Origin of the sequence: Streptomyces sp. NPDC085900 (assembly GCF_044540925.1) — a bacterium.
GTDB lineage: Bacteria > Actinomycetota > Actinomycetes > Streptomycetales > Streptomycetaceae > Streptomyces > Streptomyces gilvifuscus.
This window is the reverse complement of the sequence record NZ_JBITSP010000006.1, coordinates 338,445-354,116: the sequence shown is the minus strand read 5'-3', so window position 1 is coordinate 354,116 and position 15,672 is coordinate 338,445. Positions and strand designations below refer to the sequence as shown.

The window sequence follows — 15,672 nt, the reverse complement described above, 5'->3', positions numbered from 1 at the left end:
GTCCGGGGACGACAAGAGGGGCGGTGCGCTCGGCGCACCGCCCCTCTCGCTCACTCCTCGGAGGAATCGTCGTCCTCCCCGCCCGGTTTCGGGGGAGTCGTCGGCGGTTTCGTATGGCCGTCCCGGCGCCGCAGATACCGCTCGAACTCGCGGGCGATCGCCTCGCCGGACGCCTCGGGCAGCTCCGCGGTGTCCCTGGCCTCCTCCAGCGTCTGCACGTACTCGGCGACCTCGCTGTCCTCGGCGGCCAGCTGGTCCACGCCCACCTGCCAGGCGCGCGCGTCCTCGGGCAGCTCGCCCAGCGGGATGCGCACGTCGATCAGGTCCTCCAGCCGGTTCAGCAGCGCCAGCGTCGCCTTCGGGTTGGGCGGCTGCGACACGTAGTGCGGCACGGCCGCCCACAGGCTGACCGCCGGCACGCCCGCGTGCGTGCAGGCCTCCTGGAGGACGCCGACGATGCCCGTGGGGCCCTCGTACTTGGTCTCCTCCAGGTCCATCCGCTGGGCCAGGTCGGGGTCGGACGTCGTTCCGCTGATCGGGACCGGCCGGGTGTGCGGGGTGTCGCCGAGCAGGGCGCCGAGGATGACGACCAGCTCCACGCCCAGCTCGTGCGCGAAGCCCAGCAGCTCGTTGCAGAACGAACGCCACCGCATGGACGGTTCGATGCCTCGCACGAGCACGAGGTCGCGCGGCTTCTCGCCGCCGACACGGACGACGGACAACCTTGTCGTCGGCCACGTGATCTTGCGCACTCCCGCGTCCATCCACACCGTGGGGCGGTTCACCTGGAAGTCGTAGTAGTCCTCGGCGTCGAGCGCCGCGAACACCTCGCCCTTCCACTCCCTGTCCAGATGCGCGACCGCGGTGGAGGCGGCGTCGCCGGCATCGTTCCAGCCCTCGAACGCGGCCACCATGACCGGGTCGATCAGCTCGGGAACCCCCTCGAGCTCGATCACCCAGTGCCTCCTTCCGACGTGCCCTCGCTTGACCCACCAACCTTACGGCGTTCGGCGGGGGCGCCCGCAGCCCCCTTGCACGGGGGAGTGAACGGATCACTGCCCCGTACGGACCCACCGAACACCCAAGATCGCCACCCCGGGCCACCCCTCGGACACAGGTCCCTCACAGCGAGGACCGCAGCCACTGCTCCACGCTCGCGATGTGCACCGTCGCCCAGGAGCGCGCCGCCTCCGCGTCCCGGTCCCGCAGCGCCGACAGGATCGCCCGGTGCTCGCGCAGGGTGCGGCTGACGGCGTCCTCCTGGGTCAGACCCCGCCAGATCCGGGCCCGGGTGGTGGGGCCCGACAGGCCGTCCAGCAGCGAGCACAGCACCGAGTTGCCCGAGCTCTGCACGATGCCCCGGTGGAAGTCGAGGTCGCAGGCGACCAGTTCCTCCACCGACGGGGCCTCCCCGAGCTTGTCCAACTGGGCCGAGAGCGCGTCCAGTTGCTGCTCGCTGATCCGAAGGGCCGCCATCGCGGTCGCGGCCGGCTCCAGGATGCGGCGCACCGCCAGGAACTCCAGGACGGTGTCGTCGCGGTGGAAGTCCACGACGAAGCTCAGCGCCTCCAGCAGCAGTTGCGGGTCCAGGCTCGTCACATAGGTGCCGTCGCCCTGCCGCACGTCCAGGATCCGGATCAGCGACAGGGCGCGGACGGCCTCGCGCAGGGAGTTGCGGGACAGGCCCAGCTCGGAGGCGAGTTCGCTCTCCTTGGGCAGCCGGTCGCCCGGCCGCAGCGCGCCGGAGACGATCATGCCCTTGATCTTCTCGATCGCCTCGTCGGTGACTGCCATGACCGGCCTCCCTGTCGCCTCATCCCTGTCGCCGCACCGTGCCGAGACCTCGGATGTCTGAGCTCATTATGTGCCCGCCCAGGTGCCCGCCTCCAGGTCGGCGATCAGTGCCCCGAGGCGCACGGCCCGCACGCGAGAGGGGCGGCTCCGTCGGCAGGGAGCCGCCCCTCTCGCGGGAGCCGGCACCCTAGGGGAGAGGGGCCGTTCCCGTCCGTGCCGGCCCCCGGTCGGGAGAGGGCCGGTGCGCGGTCACTTCTTGTCGAGCAGGTCCTGCACCTTGGCGCGGACCTCGTCCGTGGCCAGGCCCCGGATCGTCAGCGTCGTCCGGCGGCGCAGCACGTCGTCGGGCGTCTCGGCCCACTCGTTGTCCCGGGCGTAGACGACCTGCGCCCAGATCTCCGGGGCGTCCGGGTGGACCCGCCGGCCCAGCTCCGGGTTCTCGTTCGCCAGCCGCGCGATGTCGAACGCCAGCGAACCGTAGTGCGTGGCCAGGTGCTTGGCGGTGTCGGCGGCCATCCGCGGACCCGGCGCCGGGTTGTCCACCAGCAGCCGGTGCGCGACCGCGCGCGGGTTGGCGACACCGGGCAGCGGCAGCTTCCTCGGCAGGGAGGCGATCGGCTCGAAGTCGTCACCGAGCGGAGCGCCCGGCAGCGCCTCCAGCTTCTTCATGACCGTACGGCCGATGTGCCGGAAGGTCGTCCACTTGCCGCCCGCGACGGACAGCATCCCGCCCCGGCCCTCGGTGACGACCGTCTCGCGCTTGGCCTTGGCCGTGTCACCGGGGCCGCCCGGCAGCACGCGCAGACCCGCGAACGAGTACGTGATCAGGTCACGGCTGAGCTGCTGGTCCCGGACCGAGAACGCGGCCTCGTCCAGGATCTGGGCTATGTCCTTCTCGGTGACCGCGACGTCCGCCGGGTCGCCCTCGAACTCCTCGTCGGTCGTGCCGAGCAGCAGCATGTCCTCCCACGGGAGGGCGAAGGTGATGCGGTACTTGTCGATGGGGGTCGCCAGGGCGGCCTTCCACGGAGACGTCCGCTTCAGGACCAGATGCGCGCCCTTCGACAGACGGATCGACGGCGCCGCATTGGCGTCCTCCATCCTGCGCAGGTGGTCGACCCACGGGCCGGTCGCGTTCAGCACCAGGCGGGCGTTCACGCCGAACTCGTCGCCCGTCGTACGGTCCTTCAGGTCCGCGCCCGTCACGCGGCCCCGGGTGAACCGGAGCCCGGTCACCTCGGCGTGGTTCAGCACCACGGCGCCCGATTCGACGGCCGCGCGGACCGTCATCAGCGCCATGCGCGCGTCGTTCATCTGGTCGTCGCCGTACACGGCCACGGCCTTGAGGTTGTCGGTGCGCAGCTCGGGCACGTCCTGCGCGGCCCGCGCGGGGGACAGCAGGTGACCGACGCCGTCACCGAACGCGGAGAGCGCGGAGTAGGCGAACACGCCCGCCCCGAGCTTCGCAGCGCCGTGCGGCCCGCCCTTGTACACGGGGAGGTAGAACGTGAGCGGGTTCGCCAGGTGGGGAGCCACCTGGCGGGAGACCGCACGGCGCTCGAAGTGGTTCTCCGCCACCAGCTTCACCGCGCCGGTCTGCAGGTAGCGCAGACCGCCGTGGAGCAGCTTGGAGGAGGCGGAAGAGGTGGCGCCGGCGAAGTCGCCGGCGTCGACCAGAGCCACCCTGAGGCCGGACTGCGCGGCGTGCCAGGCGGTGGAGATGCCCAGGATGCCGCCGCCGATCACGAGAAGGTCGTACGACGCCTTGGAGAGCTGCTCCCGGGTCTCGGCGCGGCTCGGGTTGGAGCCGGAGGCCGGGTGCGTACCGAGGGCAGGCACGGACTGCAGGGTGGTCTGACTGGTCATTTCGGGTTCTTACTCCTCATCGAGCCGCGAGCTTGCGGGGTGCTCGTCAGCTCTCGTCCTCGAGCCAGCCCATGGTCCGCTCCACGGCCTTGAGCCAGCTCTTGTACTCACGGTCGCGGGTCTCCGCGTCCATGCGGGGGGTCCACTCGGCGGCCCGGCGCCAGTTGGCGCGCAGGTCGTCGGTGCTGGTCCAGAAGCCGACGGCGAGACCGGCGGCGTATGCGGCGCCGAGGCAGGTGGTCTCGGCGACCATGGGGCGCACCACGGGGGCGTCCAGGAAGTCCGAGAGGGTCTGCATCAGCAGGTTGTTGGAGGTCATGCCGCCGTCGACCTTGAGGGCCGTGAGCTCCACGCCCGAGTCCTTGGTCATGGCGTCCGTGATCTCACGGGTCTGCCAGGCGGTGGCCTCCAGGACGGCGCGGGCCAGGTGCGCCTTGGTGACGTACCGGGTCAGGCCGGCGATCACACCGCGGGCGTCGGAGCGCCAGTACGGGGCGAACAGACCGGAGAAGGCCGGCACGAAGTAGGCGCCGCCGTTGTCCTCGACGGAGAGCGCGAGCGTCTCGATCTCGGCGGCGGTGGAGATCAGGCCCATCTGGTCGCGCATCCACTGCACCAGCGAACCGGTGACGGCGATCGAGCCCTCGAGGGCGTAGACCGGCTTGTCGTCGCCGATGCGGTATCCGACGGTGGTGAGCAGACCGGAGTACGAGTTGATGATCTTCTCACCGGTGTTCATCAGCATGAACGTGCCGGTGCCGTAGGTCGACTTGGCCTCGCCCTCGGAGAAGCAGGTCTGGCCGAACAGGGCCGCCTGCTGGTCGCCGAGCGCCGAGGCGACCGGGATGCCGCCGAGCAGCTCGCCCAGCTTGCCGCCCTTGATCTCGCCGTAGACCTCGGCGGAGGAGCGGATCTCGGGCAGCATCGCCATCGGCACGCCGATGGACTCGGCGATCTTCTCGTCCCACTCCAGCGTGTGCAGGTTCATCAGCATGGTGCGGGAGGCGTTGGTGACGTCGGTGTAGTGCTTGCCGCCGTCGACACCACCGGTCAGGTTCCAGATGACCCAGGTGTCCATGGTGCCGAAGAGGATGTCGCCGCGCTCGGCGCGCTCGCGCAGACCCTCGACGTTGTCGAGCAGCCAGCGGGCCTTCGGGCCGGCGAAGTAGGAGGCGAGGGGGAGACCCGTCTCGCGGCGGAAGCGGTCCTGGCCGACGTTGCGGCCGAGCTCCTTGCACAGGGCGTCGGTGCGGGTGTCCTGCCAGACGATGGCGTTGTGGACGGGCTCACCGGTGTTCTTGTCCCACAGCAGCGTCGTCTCGCGCTGGTTGGTGATGCCGATGGCCTTGATGTCGTCGCGGGTGATGCCGGCCTTCTGGATGGCCCCGGCGACGACCTCCTGGACGTTGGTCCAGATCTCGTTGGCGTTGTGCTCGACCCAGCCCGGCTTCGGGAAGATCTGCTCGTGCTCCTTCTGGTCGACGGAGACGATACGGCCGTCCCGGTCGAAGACGATGCAGCGGCTGGAGGTGGTGCCCTGGTCGATGGCGGCGATGAAGGGGCCGGCGGTGTGCGCGTCGGTCACTGAGTGCTCCTGGGGTTCCGTGAGTTGAGGGGGACGTTCTACCGAGTTGCTTTAAGCAAAAGCGACGTTGTAGATGCCTGCAGCGATCGCGCCGCCGATCAGCGGACCGACCACCGGGATCCAGGCGTAGCCCCAGTCGGAGCCGCCCTTGTTGGGCAGGGGCAGGAGGGCGTGCACGATGCGCGGACCCAGGTCACGGGCCGGGTTGATCGCGTAGCCCGTCGGGCCGCCGAGGGAGAGACCGATCGAGACGACCACGAGCGCGGTGATCAGCGCGCCCAGGGTGCCCAGGCCGTTGCCCTTGTCGTTGAGGCCCTGCGTGAGCACGGCCAGGACCAGCACGATGGTGCCGATGATCTCCGTGGCGAGGTTCTGCCAGACGACACGGATCTCCGGACCGGTGGAGAAGACGCCGAGGACCGGGCCCGCGCCCTGCTCCTGAGCCTCCACGGCCTTGGCCGTCGTGGCCTGCGCACCCGGCCCGCCGACGATCTCCTTGTCGGTGAGGTGCGCGTGGAACTGCCCGTAGTAGGCGACCCACACCAGGGTCGCGCCGATCGCGGCGCCCAGCAGCTGACCGGCCCAGTAGACCGGAACGTTGCTCCAGTCGCCGTCCTTGATGGCGAGCGCGAGCGTCACGGCCGGGTTGAGGTGGGCGCCGGACAGCGGCGCCGAGGTGTAGACGGCCGTCAGCACGGCGAAGCCCCACCCGAAGGTGATGGCGAGCCAGCCGGCGTTGCGCGCCTTGGAGGCCTTCAGCGTGACGGCCGCGCAGACGCCGCCGCCGAGCAGGATGAGTATGGCGGTACCGATGGTCTCGCCGATGAAGATGTCGGAGCTGGACACCCGCGACTCCTTTGTCCTTCGTCCAGGGGACCGAACCCCGGGTCCCTCCGGAGGTTCGAGCTGCCCTCGGGTGAGAGCGGTGTCGGCCCTTGGCGTTGTCACACTCTAACGCGTATTGCCGGTAGGTGTTCGACAATGCCGACCGATGGACGGGAGTCTCGCCTCGGCGTCACGTGTGCGTCAAGAGTTCTGTTGTCGAAAGCACGATCGTTACTGATTGCCGTGAGCCGTCGATCTTGCTGGTCAGGTGCGTACGGCGGAGTAACAAGCACCCTGCGTACCGGCCAGGCGGTACGTCCGTTGTGTCAGGGTACGGGTGAAACCGGGACGCGCCAGTCGCGTCCCGGTCCTCGAACCGCTTCCTCAGAACCGCCCGGCACCCAGATCCCGCGACACCGCGCGGGCGCAGTCCCGCACGGCCGCGATCAGCTCCGGCCGCAGCGCGTCCTTCTCCTCGGCCCGGCACAGCCGTTCCACGGCGCCCGTGATGCCGACCGCGCCCACCGGCATCCGCCGCCGGTCGTGGATGGGCGCGGCGACGGACGCCACGCCCTCCCAGGTCTCCTCGACGTCGGCGGCGTACCCACGCGCGCGCGTGATGTCGAGGATGTGCTCGAAGTCCTCCGTCTCGCACACCGTGCGGTCGGTGAAGGGCTTGCGGTCGGCCTCCATCGCCTCGCTGTGCGCGACCGGGTCGTAGGCCGACAGGACCTTGCCCAGGGCTGTGGAGTGCAGTGGCTGCATGGCCCCTATCTCCAGCACCTGCCGGCTGTCGTCGGGCCGGAAGACGTGGTGCACGATGAGCACGCCCTGCTGGTGCAGCACGCCGAGGTACACGCTCTCCCCGCTGGAGCGGGCCAGGTCGTCCGTCCACACCAGGGCACGCGCGCGCAGCTCGTGGACGTCCAGATAGGTGGTGCCCAGCCGCAGCAGCTCCGCCCCCAGCTGATAACGCCCGGAGGCCTCGTCCTGCTCGACGAAACCCTCCTGCTGAAGGGTGCGCAGAATGCCGTGGGCGGTGCCCTTGGCGAGACTCAGCGACGAGGCGATGTCCGACAGGCCGAGCCGCCGCTCGCCGCCCGCGAGCAGCCGCAGCATCGCGGCCGCCCGTTCGAGCGACTGGATGTTCCGTGCCATCGCCGTACTGCCTCCGTCCCCTTCGAACGTCGACGTAACGTCGTCGTTGCCACCGTTCGGCAATGTCGAACACTACCGGTCCATGCCGACCCACCGCTAATACTCGTACGGCACCTGTTGTGTCACGCGTCTCCCCGCAGGTGCCTGTCGGCCATCCCGGTCCGCCTCGTGGACGCCCCGACCACGAAACGGCCCACCCGGTTACTCTGGCCAGGTGCGCCCACCGCGGAGAGTTCCACGGAACGCGCAAAGCCGACAGCCGTCGCACCATAAGGGAGCCCCTTTCATGGCCTCGTCGCCACCGACCCCTTCCGCCGACAGCCGGGCCCGTGCGTCCGCGCTCCGTGAGGCCCTGGCCACCCGAGTGGTGGTGGCCGACGGAGCGATGGGCACGATGCTCCAGGCCCAGGAGCCCACCCTCGAGGACTTCCAGAACCTCGAAGGATGCAACGAAGTCCTCAACGTCACCCGTCCGGACATCGTCCGCTCCGTGCACTCCGCCTACTTCGACGCGGGCGTCGACTGCGTCGAGACCAACACCTTCGGCGCCAACCTCTCCGCCCTCGGCGAGTACGACATCGCCGACCGCGTCGCCGAACTGTCCGAGGCCGGCGCCCGCATCGCCCGCGAGACGGCCGACGAGTACGGCGCCCGGGACGGCCGGCAGCGCTGGGTCCTGGGCTCCATGGGCCCGGGCACCAAGCTGCCCACCCTCGGCCACACCACGTTCAGCGCCATCCGCGACGCCTACCAGCGAAACGCCGAGGGCCTGCTCGCCGGGGGCGCCGACGCGCTCCTCGTGGAGACCACCCAGGACCTGCTGCAGACCAAGGCCTCCGTCATCGCCGCCCGCCGCGCGATGGAGACCGCCGGCTACGAGGTTCCGCTGATCGTCTCCGTCACCGTCGAGACGACCGGCACCATGCTGCTCGGGTCCGAGATCGGCGCGGCACTGACGGCGCTGGAACCGCTGGGCATCGACATGATCGGCCTCAACTGCGCGACCGGTCCGGCCGAGATGAGCGAACACCTGCGCTACCTCGCCCGCCAGGCCCGCGTCCGGCTGTCGTGCATGCCGAACGCCGGCCTGCCCGTCCTCGGCAAGGACGGCGCCCACTACCCGCTGACCGCGCCCGAGCTCGCCGACGCCCAGGAGACCTTCGTACGCGAGTACGGTCTCTCGCTGGTCGGCGGCTGCTGCGGCACCACCCCGGAGCATCTGCGGCAGGTCGTCGAGCGTGTCCGCGAGCTCCAGCCGACCGAACGCCACCCGCGGCCCGAGCCCGGCGCCGCCTCCCTCTACCAGACCGTGCCGTTCCGCCAGGACACCTCCTACCTGGCGATCGGCGAGCGTACGAACGCCAACGGTTCGAAGAAGTTCCGTGAGGCGATGCTGGAGGCCCGCTGGGACGACTGTGTGGAGATGGCCCGCGAGCAGATCCGCGAGGGCGCCCACATGCTGGATTTGTGCGTGGACTACGTCGGCCGTGACGGGGTCGCGGACATGGAGGAGCTGGCCGGCCGCTTCGCGACCGCCTCCACGCTGCCGATCGTGCTGGACTCCACCGAGGTCGAGGTGATCCGGGCGGGTCTGGAGAAGCTCGGTGGCCGCGCGGTGATCAACTCCGTCAACTACGAGGACGGCGACGGCCCGGAGTCCCGCTTCGCCCGTGTCACCGAGCTCGCCCGGGAGCACGGCGCCGCGCTGATCGCGCTGACCATCGACGAGGAGGGCCAGGCCCGCACCCCCGAGAAGAAGGTCGAGATCGCCGAACGGCTCATCGACGACCTCACCGGCAACTGGGGCATCCACGAGTCGGACATCCTCATCGACACCCTGACCTTCACCATCTGCACCGGCCAGGAGGAGTCCCGCAAGGACGGCATCGCCACCATCGAGGCGATCCGCGAGCTCAAGCGCCGCCACCCGGACGTACAGACCACGCTGGGGTTGTCCAACATCTCCTTCGGCCTGAACCCGGCCGCGCGGATCCTGCTGAACTCGGTGTTCCTGGACGAGTGCGTCAAGGCGGGCCTGGACTCGGCGATCGTGCACGCCTCGAAGATCCTGCCGATCGCGCGGTTCTCCGAGGAGGAGGTGCAGACGGCCCTCGATCTGATCTATGACCGCCGCAGCGAGGGCTACGACCCGCTGCAGAAGCTGATGCAGCTCTTCGAGGGCGCCACCGCCAAGTCGCTGAAGGCCGGCAAGGCCGAGGAACTGGCGGCCCTGCCGCTGGAGGAGCGCCTCAAGCGGCGCATCATCGACGGCGAGCGCAACGGCCTGGAGGCCGACCTCGACGAGGCCCTCCAGGAGCGCCCCGCCCTGGACATCGTCAACGAGACCCTGCTGGACGGCATGAAGGTCGTCGGCGAACTGTTCGGTTCCGGCCAGATGCAGCTGCCGTTCGTGCTGCAGTCCGCCGAGGTCATGAAGGCGGCCGTCGCCCACCTCGAACCGCACATGGAGAAGTCCGACACCGAGGGCAAGGGCACCATCGTGCTGGCCACCGTGCGCGGTGACGTGCACGACATCGGCAAGAACCTCGTCGACATCATCCTGTCCAACAACGGCTACAACGTCGTCAACCTCGGCATCAAGCAGCCGGTCTCCGCGATCCTGGAGGCCGCCGAGGAACACAAGGCCGACGTCATCGGCATGTCCGGTCTCCTGGTGAAGTCCACCGTGATCATGAAGGAGAACCTGGAGGAGCTCAACCAGCGCGGACTGGCGGCCGACTACCCCGTCATCCTCGGCGGCGCCGCACTCACCCGCGCCTACGTCGAGCAGGACCTGCACGAGATCTACGAGGGCGAAGTCCGCTACGCCCGCGACGCGTTCGAGGGCCTGCGCCTCATGGACGCCCTCATCGGAGTCAAGCGGGGCGTCCCCGGCGCCAAGCTGCCCGAGCTCAAGCAGCGCCGGGTCCGGGCCACTTCGGCCGTCGAGGTCGAGGAGCGCCCGGAGGAGGGTCACGTCCGCTCCGACGTCGCCGTCGACAACCCCGTCCCCACCCCGCCGTTCTGGGGCACCCGCGTCATCAAGGGCATCCAGCTCAAGGAGTACGCCTCCTGGCTCGACGAGGGCGCCCTGTTCAAGGGCCAGTGGGGCCTGAAGCAGGCCCGCACCGGCGAGGGGCCGTCGTACGAGGAACTCGTCGAGACCGAGGGCCGGCCGCGGCTGCGCGGCCTGCTGGACCGGCTGCAGACCGAGAACCTGCTCGAAGCGGCCGTCGTCTACGGCTACTTCCCCTGCGTGTCCAAGGACGACGACCTGATCATCCTGGACGAGCAGGGCAACGAGCGCACCCGCTTCACCTTCCCCCGCCAGCGCCGCGGCCGGCGGCTGTGCCTGGCCGACTTCTTCCGCCCCGAGGAAGCCGGCGAGACCGACGTGGTCGGCCTCCAGGTCGTCACCGTCGGCTCGAGGATCGGCGAGCAGACCGCCAAGCTCTTCGAGGCCAACGCCTACCGCGACTACCTCGAACTGCACGGCCTGTCCGTGCAGTTGGCCGAGGCCCTCGCCGAGTACTGGCACGCGCGCGTGCGTTCGGAACTCGGCTACGCCGGGGAGGACCCCAGCGACATCGAGGACATGTTCGCCCTGAAGTACCGGGGCGCGCGCTTCTCGCTCGGCTACGGGGCGTGTCCGAACCTGGAGGACCGGGCCAAGATCGCCGACCTGCTCGAACCCGAGCGCATCGGCGTCCAGCTCTCCGAGGAGTTCCAGCTGCACCCCGAGCAGTCCACGGACGCGATCGTGATCCACCACCCGGAGGCGAAGTACTTCAACGCCCGCTGAAACCGTCGGCGGGCGGCCGCGAAAGCGCAGCTCACAGTGCCCCCCGGCGTATTCACGGTGTGCCCCGCGGCACGCCGATTAAACGAGGCGCTTCGGCGCCGGGCGACGTACACTGGTCGGTCCACTGCAGGCCGGTTCCCCGCGCGGGAACCGGCCTGCTCGTCCCCCAAGGAGGTGCGCCCGGATGACAAGTACGGTCCCCGCGCTCGAAACCCGTACGGCCGAAGGCTCAGCCCTGCAGGCCGTGCTCCTCGACATGGACGGCACCCTGGTGGACACCGAGGGTTTCTGGTGGGACGTCGAGGTCGAGATCTTCGCCGCCCTGGGCCACACCCTCGACGACTCCTGGCGCCACGTCGTGGTCGGCGGTCCCATGACCCGCAGCGCGGGGTTCCTGATCGAGGCCACGGGCGCGGACATCACCCTCGCCGAGGTCACAGTGCTGCTCAACCAGGGCTTCGAGGAGCGCATCGGCCAGGCCCTGCCGCTGATGCCGGGCGCCGCCCGGCTGCTCGCCGAACTCTCCGAGTACGAGATCCCGACCGCCCTGGTCTCCGCCTCCCACCGGCGCATCATCGACCGGGTGCTGTCCTCGCTGGGCTCCCAGCACTTCGCCCTGTCGGTCGCCGGCGACGAGGTGCGGCGCACGAAGCCGCACCCGGACCCCTACCTCGTCGCCGCCGCCGGGCTCGGCGTGGATCCGGCCAGATGCGCGGTCGTCGAGGACACCGCGACCGGTGTCGCCGCCGCCGAGGCGGCCGGCTGTCACGTCGTGGCGGTCCCCTCGGTGGCCCCCATCACGCCCGCCGAGCGGCGGACCGTGGTGAGCTCCCTCGAAGAGGTCGACCTGGCATTTCTGCGCGGGCTGATCACCCTCTGACGACGGCCCGATCACCCGCTGACGACGGAACTGATCGCCCGCTGATGACGGAAATGCGTCGGCCGTTCACGCAGCGTGCGGCGCGGATAGGGCGGGGAATTCCGGCGCGGGTGTGCGAGGGAATTCGAACCCGTACGGATGGCCGAATTCCGGTGGTCCACCCCGTTGTTGATGTGTGACGTTCCCCACGCGCCGGGGGGTCGACAGGTGGAGCCCGCTGTGCTGCGCACGCCCTTTCCCGGACCTTCGGCGGGTGCTTGTGTCCCGATTGATGGAAAGCTGCACTAATCCTTCCGCTGTCGGGTTTTCGGTGTGTCCACGCCCGGTTTCGCTGCGTGATGGCATCTCAACTCCGGTGACCGCGAACCCTCGTGCTGGTGCGGACTAATCTCGTCGCGAGAACCGTCGCCCTTACCCCCGTGTGCCGCAGCGACACCCCTGCATGCCGGTTACACGGACCTGAACAGCTCTGGAGAAACACGAGCATGAACCGCAAGACTTTGGTGCTGCCGGCCGTCGTCGGCCTGCTCGCGCCCGTGCTCGCCGCCTGTGGCGGCTCCGACAGCGGCAGCGATGGTGGCAACGCGATCAAGGTCGGTACCACCGACACGTTCAGCGCGACGAAGGCCGCCCCGGCACCCCTGGACCCGGCCTACGCCTACGACGTCGGTACCTGGAACATCCTGCGCCAGACCGTGCAGACCCTGATGATCCAGCCGAAGGGCGAGGGCGACCCGGTGCCCGAGGCCGCCAAGAGCTGCGGCTTCACCGACAGCGGCAACGAGCGCTACGCGTGCACCCTGCGCGACGGCCTGAAGTTCGCCAACGGCGACAAGATCACCGCGGCCGACGTGAAGTACTCCATCGACCGCGCGCGTGCCATCAAGGCCGACTCCGGCGTGTCCGCCCTGCTGAACACCATCGACACCGTCGAGACGCAGGGTGACAACGAGGTCATCTTCCACCTCAAGACCGCCGACGCCACCTTCCCGTACAAGCTGTCGACCCCGGTCGCCGGCATCGTCAACCCCGACGACTACGAGAAGAACAAGCTGCGCGACGGCTTCGATGTCGACGGCTCCGGCCCCTACACCCTGTCGACCGACGTCAAGAACAACGCGATCGTCACCGCCACCTTCACCAAGAACCCCAACTACAAGGGGACGCTGAAGGTGAACAACTCCAAGGTCCAGATGGTGTCCTACCCGGACGCCGCGGCCATGGGCACCGCCCTGGACAAGGGTGACATCGACGTCATGACCCGCACCATGTCGCCGGACCAGATCCAGAAGCTGTCCGTGAGCACGAGCGACAGCGAGGACCTGGTCGAGATGTCCGGCCTGGAGATCCGCTACCTGGCCTTCAACACCGACGCCAAGTCGGTCAAGGACAAGGCCGTCCGGCAGGCGATGGCCCAGCTGATCAACCGCGGCGAACTCGTCTCCAAGGTCTACGGCACCCAGGCCGAGCCCCTGTACTCGCTGGTCCCGGCGAGCATCACCGGCCACTCCAACTCGTTCTTCAACAAGTACGGCGACCCCAGCACCGCCAAGGCCAAGGCCCTGCTGACCAGCGCCAACATCACCACCCCGGTCAAGCTGACGCTGCACTACACGACCGACCACTACGGGTCGGCCACCGCGAAGGAGTTCAAGATCCTTCAGCAGCAGCTCAACGACAGCGGGCTGTTCGACGTCAGCATCCAGGGCACCAAGTGGGACAAGTTCGTCCCGGCCGAGCGCAAGGGCCAGTACGACGTCTGGGGCATGGGCTGGTTCCCCGACTTCCCGGACGCCGACAACTACCTCGCGCCGTTCCTCGACACGGACAACTTCCTGAAGCTGCCGTACAAGAACAGCCGGATCATCAACACCCTGATCCCGGACTCCCGTCGCGAGGCCGACCGCCTGGCCGCCGGCTCCGACCTCACCACGATCCAGGACATCGTCGCCGAAGACGTCCCGATCATTCCGCTGTGGCAGGGCAAGCAGTACGTCGCCGCACGCGACAACGTCACGGGAACCGCGTACGCGCTCAACTCCTCCTCCACCCTCCAGCTCTGGGAGCTCGGCCGTGGCGTGAGCGGCTGATCTCCTTGTGCCCGGGGCCCGGGGACGGCGGCCCCGGGGTCCCGATACCGACGACAAGGCACATGCTGTGAACATGCGCAACCAGTGGCCAGTCCTGCCCGTAGTGGCGGGGCTGGCCTCCGGCCTGCTGACCGGCTGCGGCGCGGACAACGGCGATTCCGGGGGTACCGGGTCCTCGGTGGTCATGGGGATGTCCGACGACGTCCTGGCCACCGACCCGGCCTCCGGCTACGACCCCGGCTCCTGGCTGTTGTTCAACAACGTCTTCCAGTCGCTGCTCGCCTTCCCCAACGGAGGCACCGAGCCGGTGCCCGAGGCCGCCCGGTCGTGCGAGTTCACCGACACCGCGACCAAGGTCTACCGGTGCACGCTCCGGGACGGGCTGAAGTTCAGCAACGGTGACGCGCTCACCTCCGAGGACGTCAAGTTCTCCTTCGACCGCATGCTGAAGATCAACGACGACGCCGGTCCGGCGATCATGTTCCCGATGCTCGGCAAGATCGAGACACCGGACGCCAAGACGGTCGTCTTCCACCTGAAGGAGCCGGACGCCACCTTCCCCAGCAAGATCGCCTCCGGTGCGGGCTCCATCGTCGACCACAACGAGTACGACGGGAACAAGCTCCGCAAGGACGGCAAGGCGGTCGGCTCCGGCCCCTACAAGCTGGACTCCTTCGGCGAGGACAAGGCCGTCTTCTCGGTCAACGGCAACTACAAGGGCACCGCGAAGATCAAGAACTCCGGCGTCACGCTCAAGTTCTTCCACGGCGACCAGGCCAGACTGAAGCAGGCCCTGCAGGACGACAAGATCGACATCGCCTACCGGGGCCTGAGCGCCGGCGACATCGCCGACCTGCAGAACGCCGACAACAAGGCCACCACCGAGGTCGTCGAGGGCACCAGCGCCGAGGTCCAGCACCTGGTCTTCAACATGAAGGACCCGGTCGCCGGAAAGCTCGGCGTGCGCAAGGCCATCGCCTACCTGCTCGACCGCGACGCCCTCATCAAGAACGTCTACCAGGGCACGGCCACCCCGCTCTACTCGATCATCCCGGCCGGCATCGTGGGCCACAACACGGCGTTCTTCGACACCTACGGCGCCAGCCCCTCACCGGCCAAGGCCGCCGCCGCCCTGAAGAACGAGGGCATCACCGGCAAGGTCAAGATCACCCTCTGGTCCACCCCCTCCCGCTACGGCCCCGCCACCGACCAGGAGCTCAAGGCCATCGCCGGACAGCTCAACGCCAGCGGCCTGTTCGCCGCCGACGTCAAGTCCGTCGCCTTCGACCAGTACGAGAAGGACATCGCCAAGGGCAAGTACGGCATCTACGTCAAGGGCTGGGTGCCGGACTACCCGGACGCCGACAACTTCACCGCCCCCTTCTTCGGCAAGGGCAACGTCCTGAGCAACAACTACAACAACGACACGATCACCGGCACGCTCATCCCGCGCACCGCCGCCGAGAGCGACCGCGCCGCGACCGACAACGACTACGCCAAGCTGCAGGACATCGTCGCCCAGCAGCTGCCCGTCCTCCCGGTCTGGCAGGCCAAGCAGTACGCGGTCACCCGCGAGAACGTCTACGGCCTCGAATACTGCCTCGACGCCTCGACGGTCTTCCGCTTCTGGGAGCTCAGCAAGAGCTGACGCACGGCCCCACACACACGGAGG

General features: G+C 69.1%; 10 protein-coding genes. 4 read left to right on the top strand and 6 right to left on the bottom strand.

The genetic code is table 11. The annotated features are described in order from the left end of the window. Positions 1 to 50: 50 nt before the first annotated feature. From ACIGDI_RS23160 to ACIGDI_RS23135, 6 genes are all read right to left on the bottom strand, one after another. Complete coding sequence (locus tag ACIGDI_RS23160) at positions 51 to 956, bottom strand: PAC2 family protein (RefSeq protein ID WP_399899623.1); 906 nt, start codon at positions 954 to 956, stop codon at positions 51 to 53. Between the two features lie 166 nt (positions 957 to 1,122). Then, positions 1,123 to 1,794, bottom strand: a complete 672-nt coding sequence (locus tag ACIGDI_RS23155; RefSeq protein ID WP_200700897.1) for a FadR/GntR family transcriptional regulator — start codon at positions 1,792 to 1,794, stop codon at positions 1,123 to 1,125. Between the two features lie 249 nt (positions 1,795 to 2,043). Continuing rightward, entirely contained in the window at positions 2,044 to 3,660 is a 1,617-nt protein-coding gene (locus ACIGDI_RS23150; protein WP_399899620.1) for an FAD-dependent oxidoreductase, read from the bottom strand. 46 nt (positions 3,661 to 3,706) lie between these two features. Next, the gene (gene glpK / locus ACIGDI_RS23145; protein WP_399899618.1) at positions 3,707 to 5,245 is read right to left on the bottom strand and encodes a glycerol kinase GlpK; all 1,539 of its coding nucleotides are present in this window, start codon (positions 5,243 to 5,245) and stop codon (positions 3,707 to 3,709) included. Positions 5,246 to 5,296: 51 nt separating this feature from the next. Beyond that, positions 5,297 to 6,091 carry an MIP/aquaporin family protein gene (locus ACIGDI_RS23140; protein WP_399899615.1) on the bottom strand — a complete coding sequence of 265 codons (795 nt, stop codon included), beginning with the start codon at positions 6,089 to 6,091 and terminating at the stop codon, positions 5,297 to 5,299. A gap of 363 nt (positions 6,092 to 6,454) precedes the next feature. Beyond that, complete coding sequence (locus tag ACIGDI_RS23135) at positions 6,455 to 7,228, bottom strand: IclR family transcriptional regulator (protein WP_399899613.1); 774 nt, start codon at positions 7,226 to 7,228, stop codon at positions 6,455 to 6,457. 286 nt (positions 7,229 to 7,514) lie between these two features. Between ACIGDI_RS23135 and metH the strand changes: the two genes are divergently transcribed. From metH to ACIGDI_RS23115, 4 genes are all read left to right on the top strand, one after another. Beyond that, positions 7,515 to 11,030 (top strand): methionine synthase, encoded by a 3,516-nt coding sequence (gene metH, locus ACIGDI_RS23130; RefSeq protein WP_399899610.1) that lies wholly within the window; start codon positions 7,515 to 7,517, stop codon positions 11,028 to 11,030. Between the two features lie 184 nt (positions 11,031 to 11,214). Next, entirely contained in the window at positions 11,215 to 11,910 is a 696-nt protein-coding gene (locus ACIGDI_RS23125; protein WP_399899607.1) for an HAD family hydrolase, read from the top strand. A gap of 485 nt (positions 11,911 to 12,395) precedes the next feature. Then, on the top strand, positions 12,396 to 14,000 hold the full coding sequence (locus ACIGDI_RS23120; RefSeq protein ID WP_399899604.1) for an ABC transporter substrate-binding protein: 1,605 nt from the start codon (positions 12,396 to 12,398) through the stop codon (positions 13,998 to 14,000). Positions 14,001 to 14,067: 67 nt separating this feature from the next. Next, on the top strand, positions 14,068 to 15,648 hold the full coding sequence (locus ACIGDI_RS23115) for an ABC transporter substrate-binding protein (protein WP_399899601.1): 1,581 nt from the start codon (positions 14,068 to 14,070) through the stop codon (positions 15,646 to 15,648). The last annotated feature ends 24 nt before the right edge of the window (positions 15,649 to 15,672 follow it).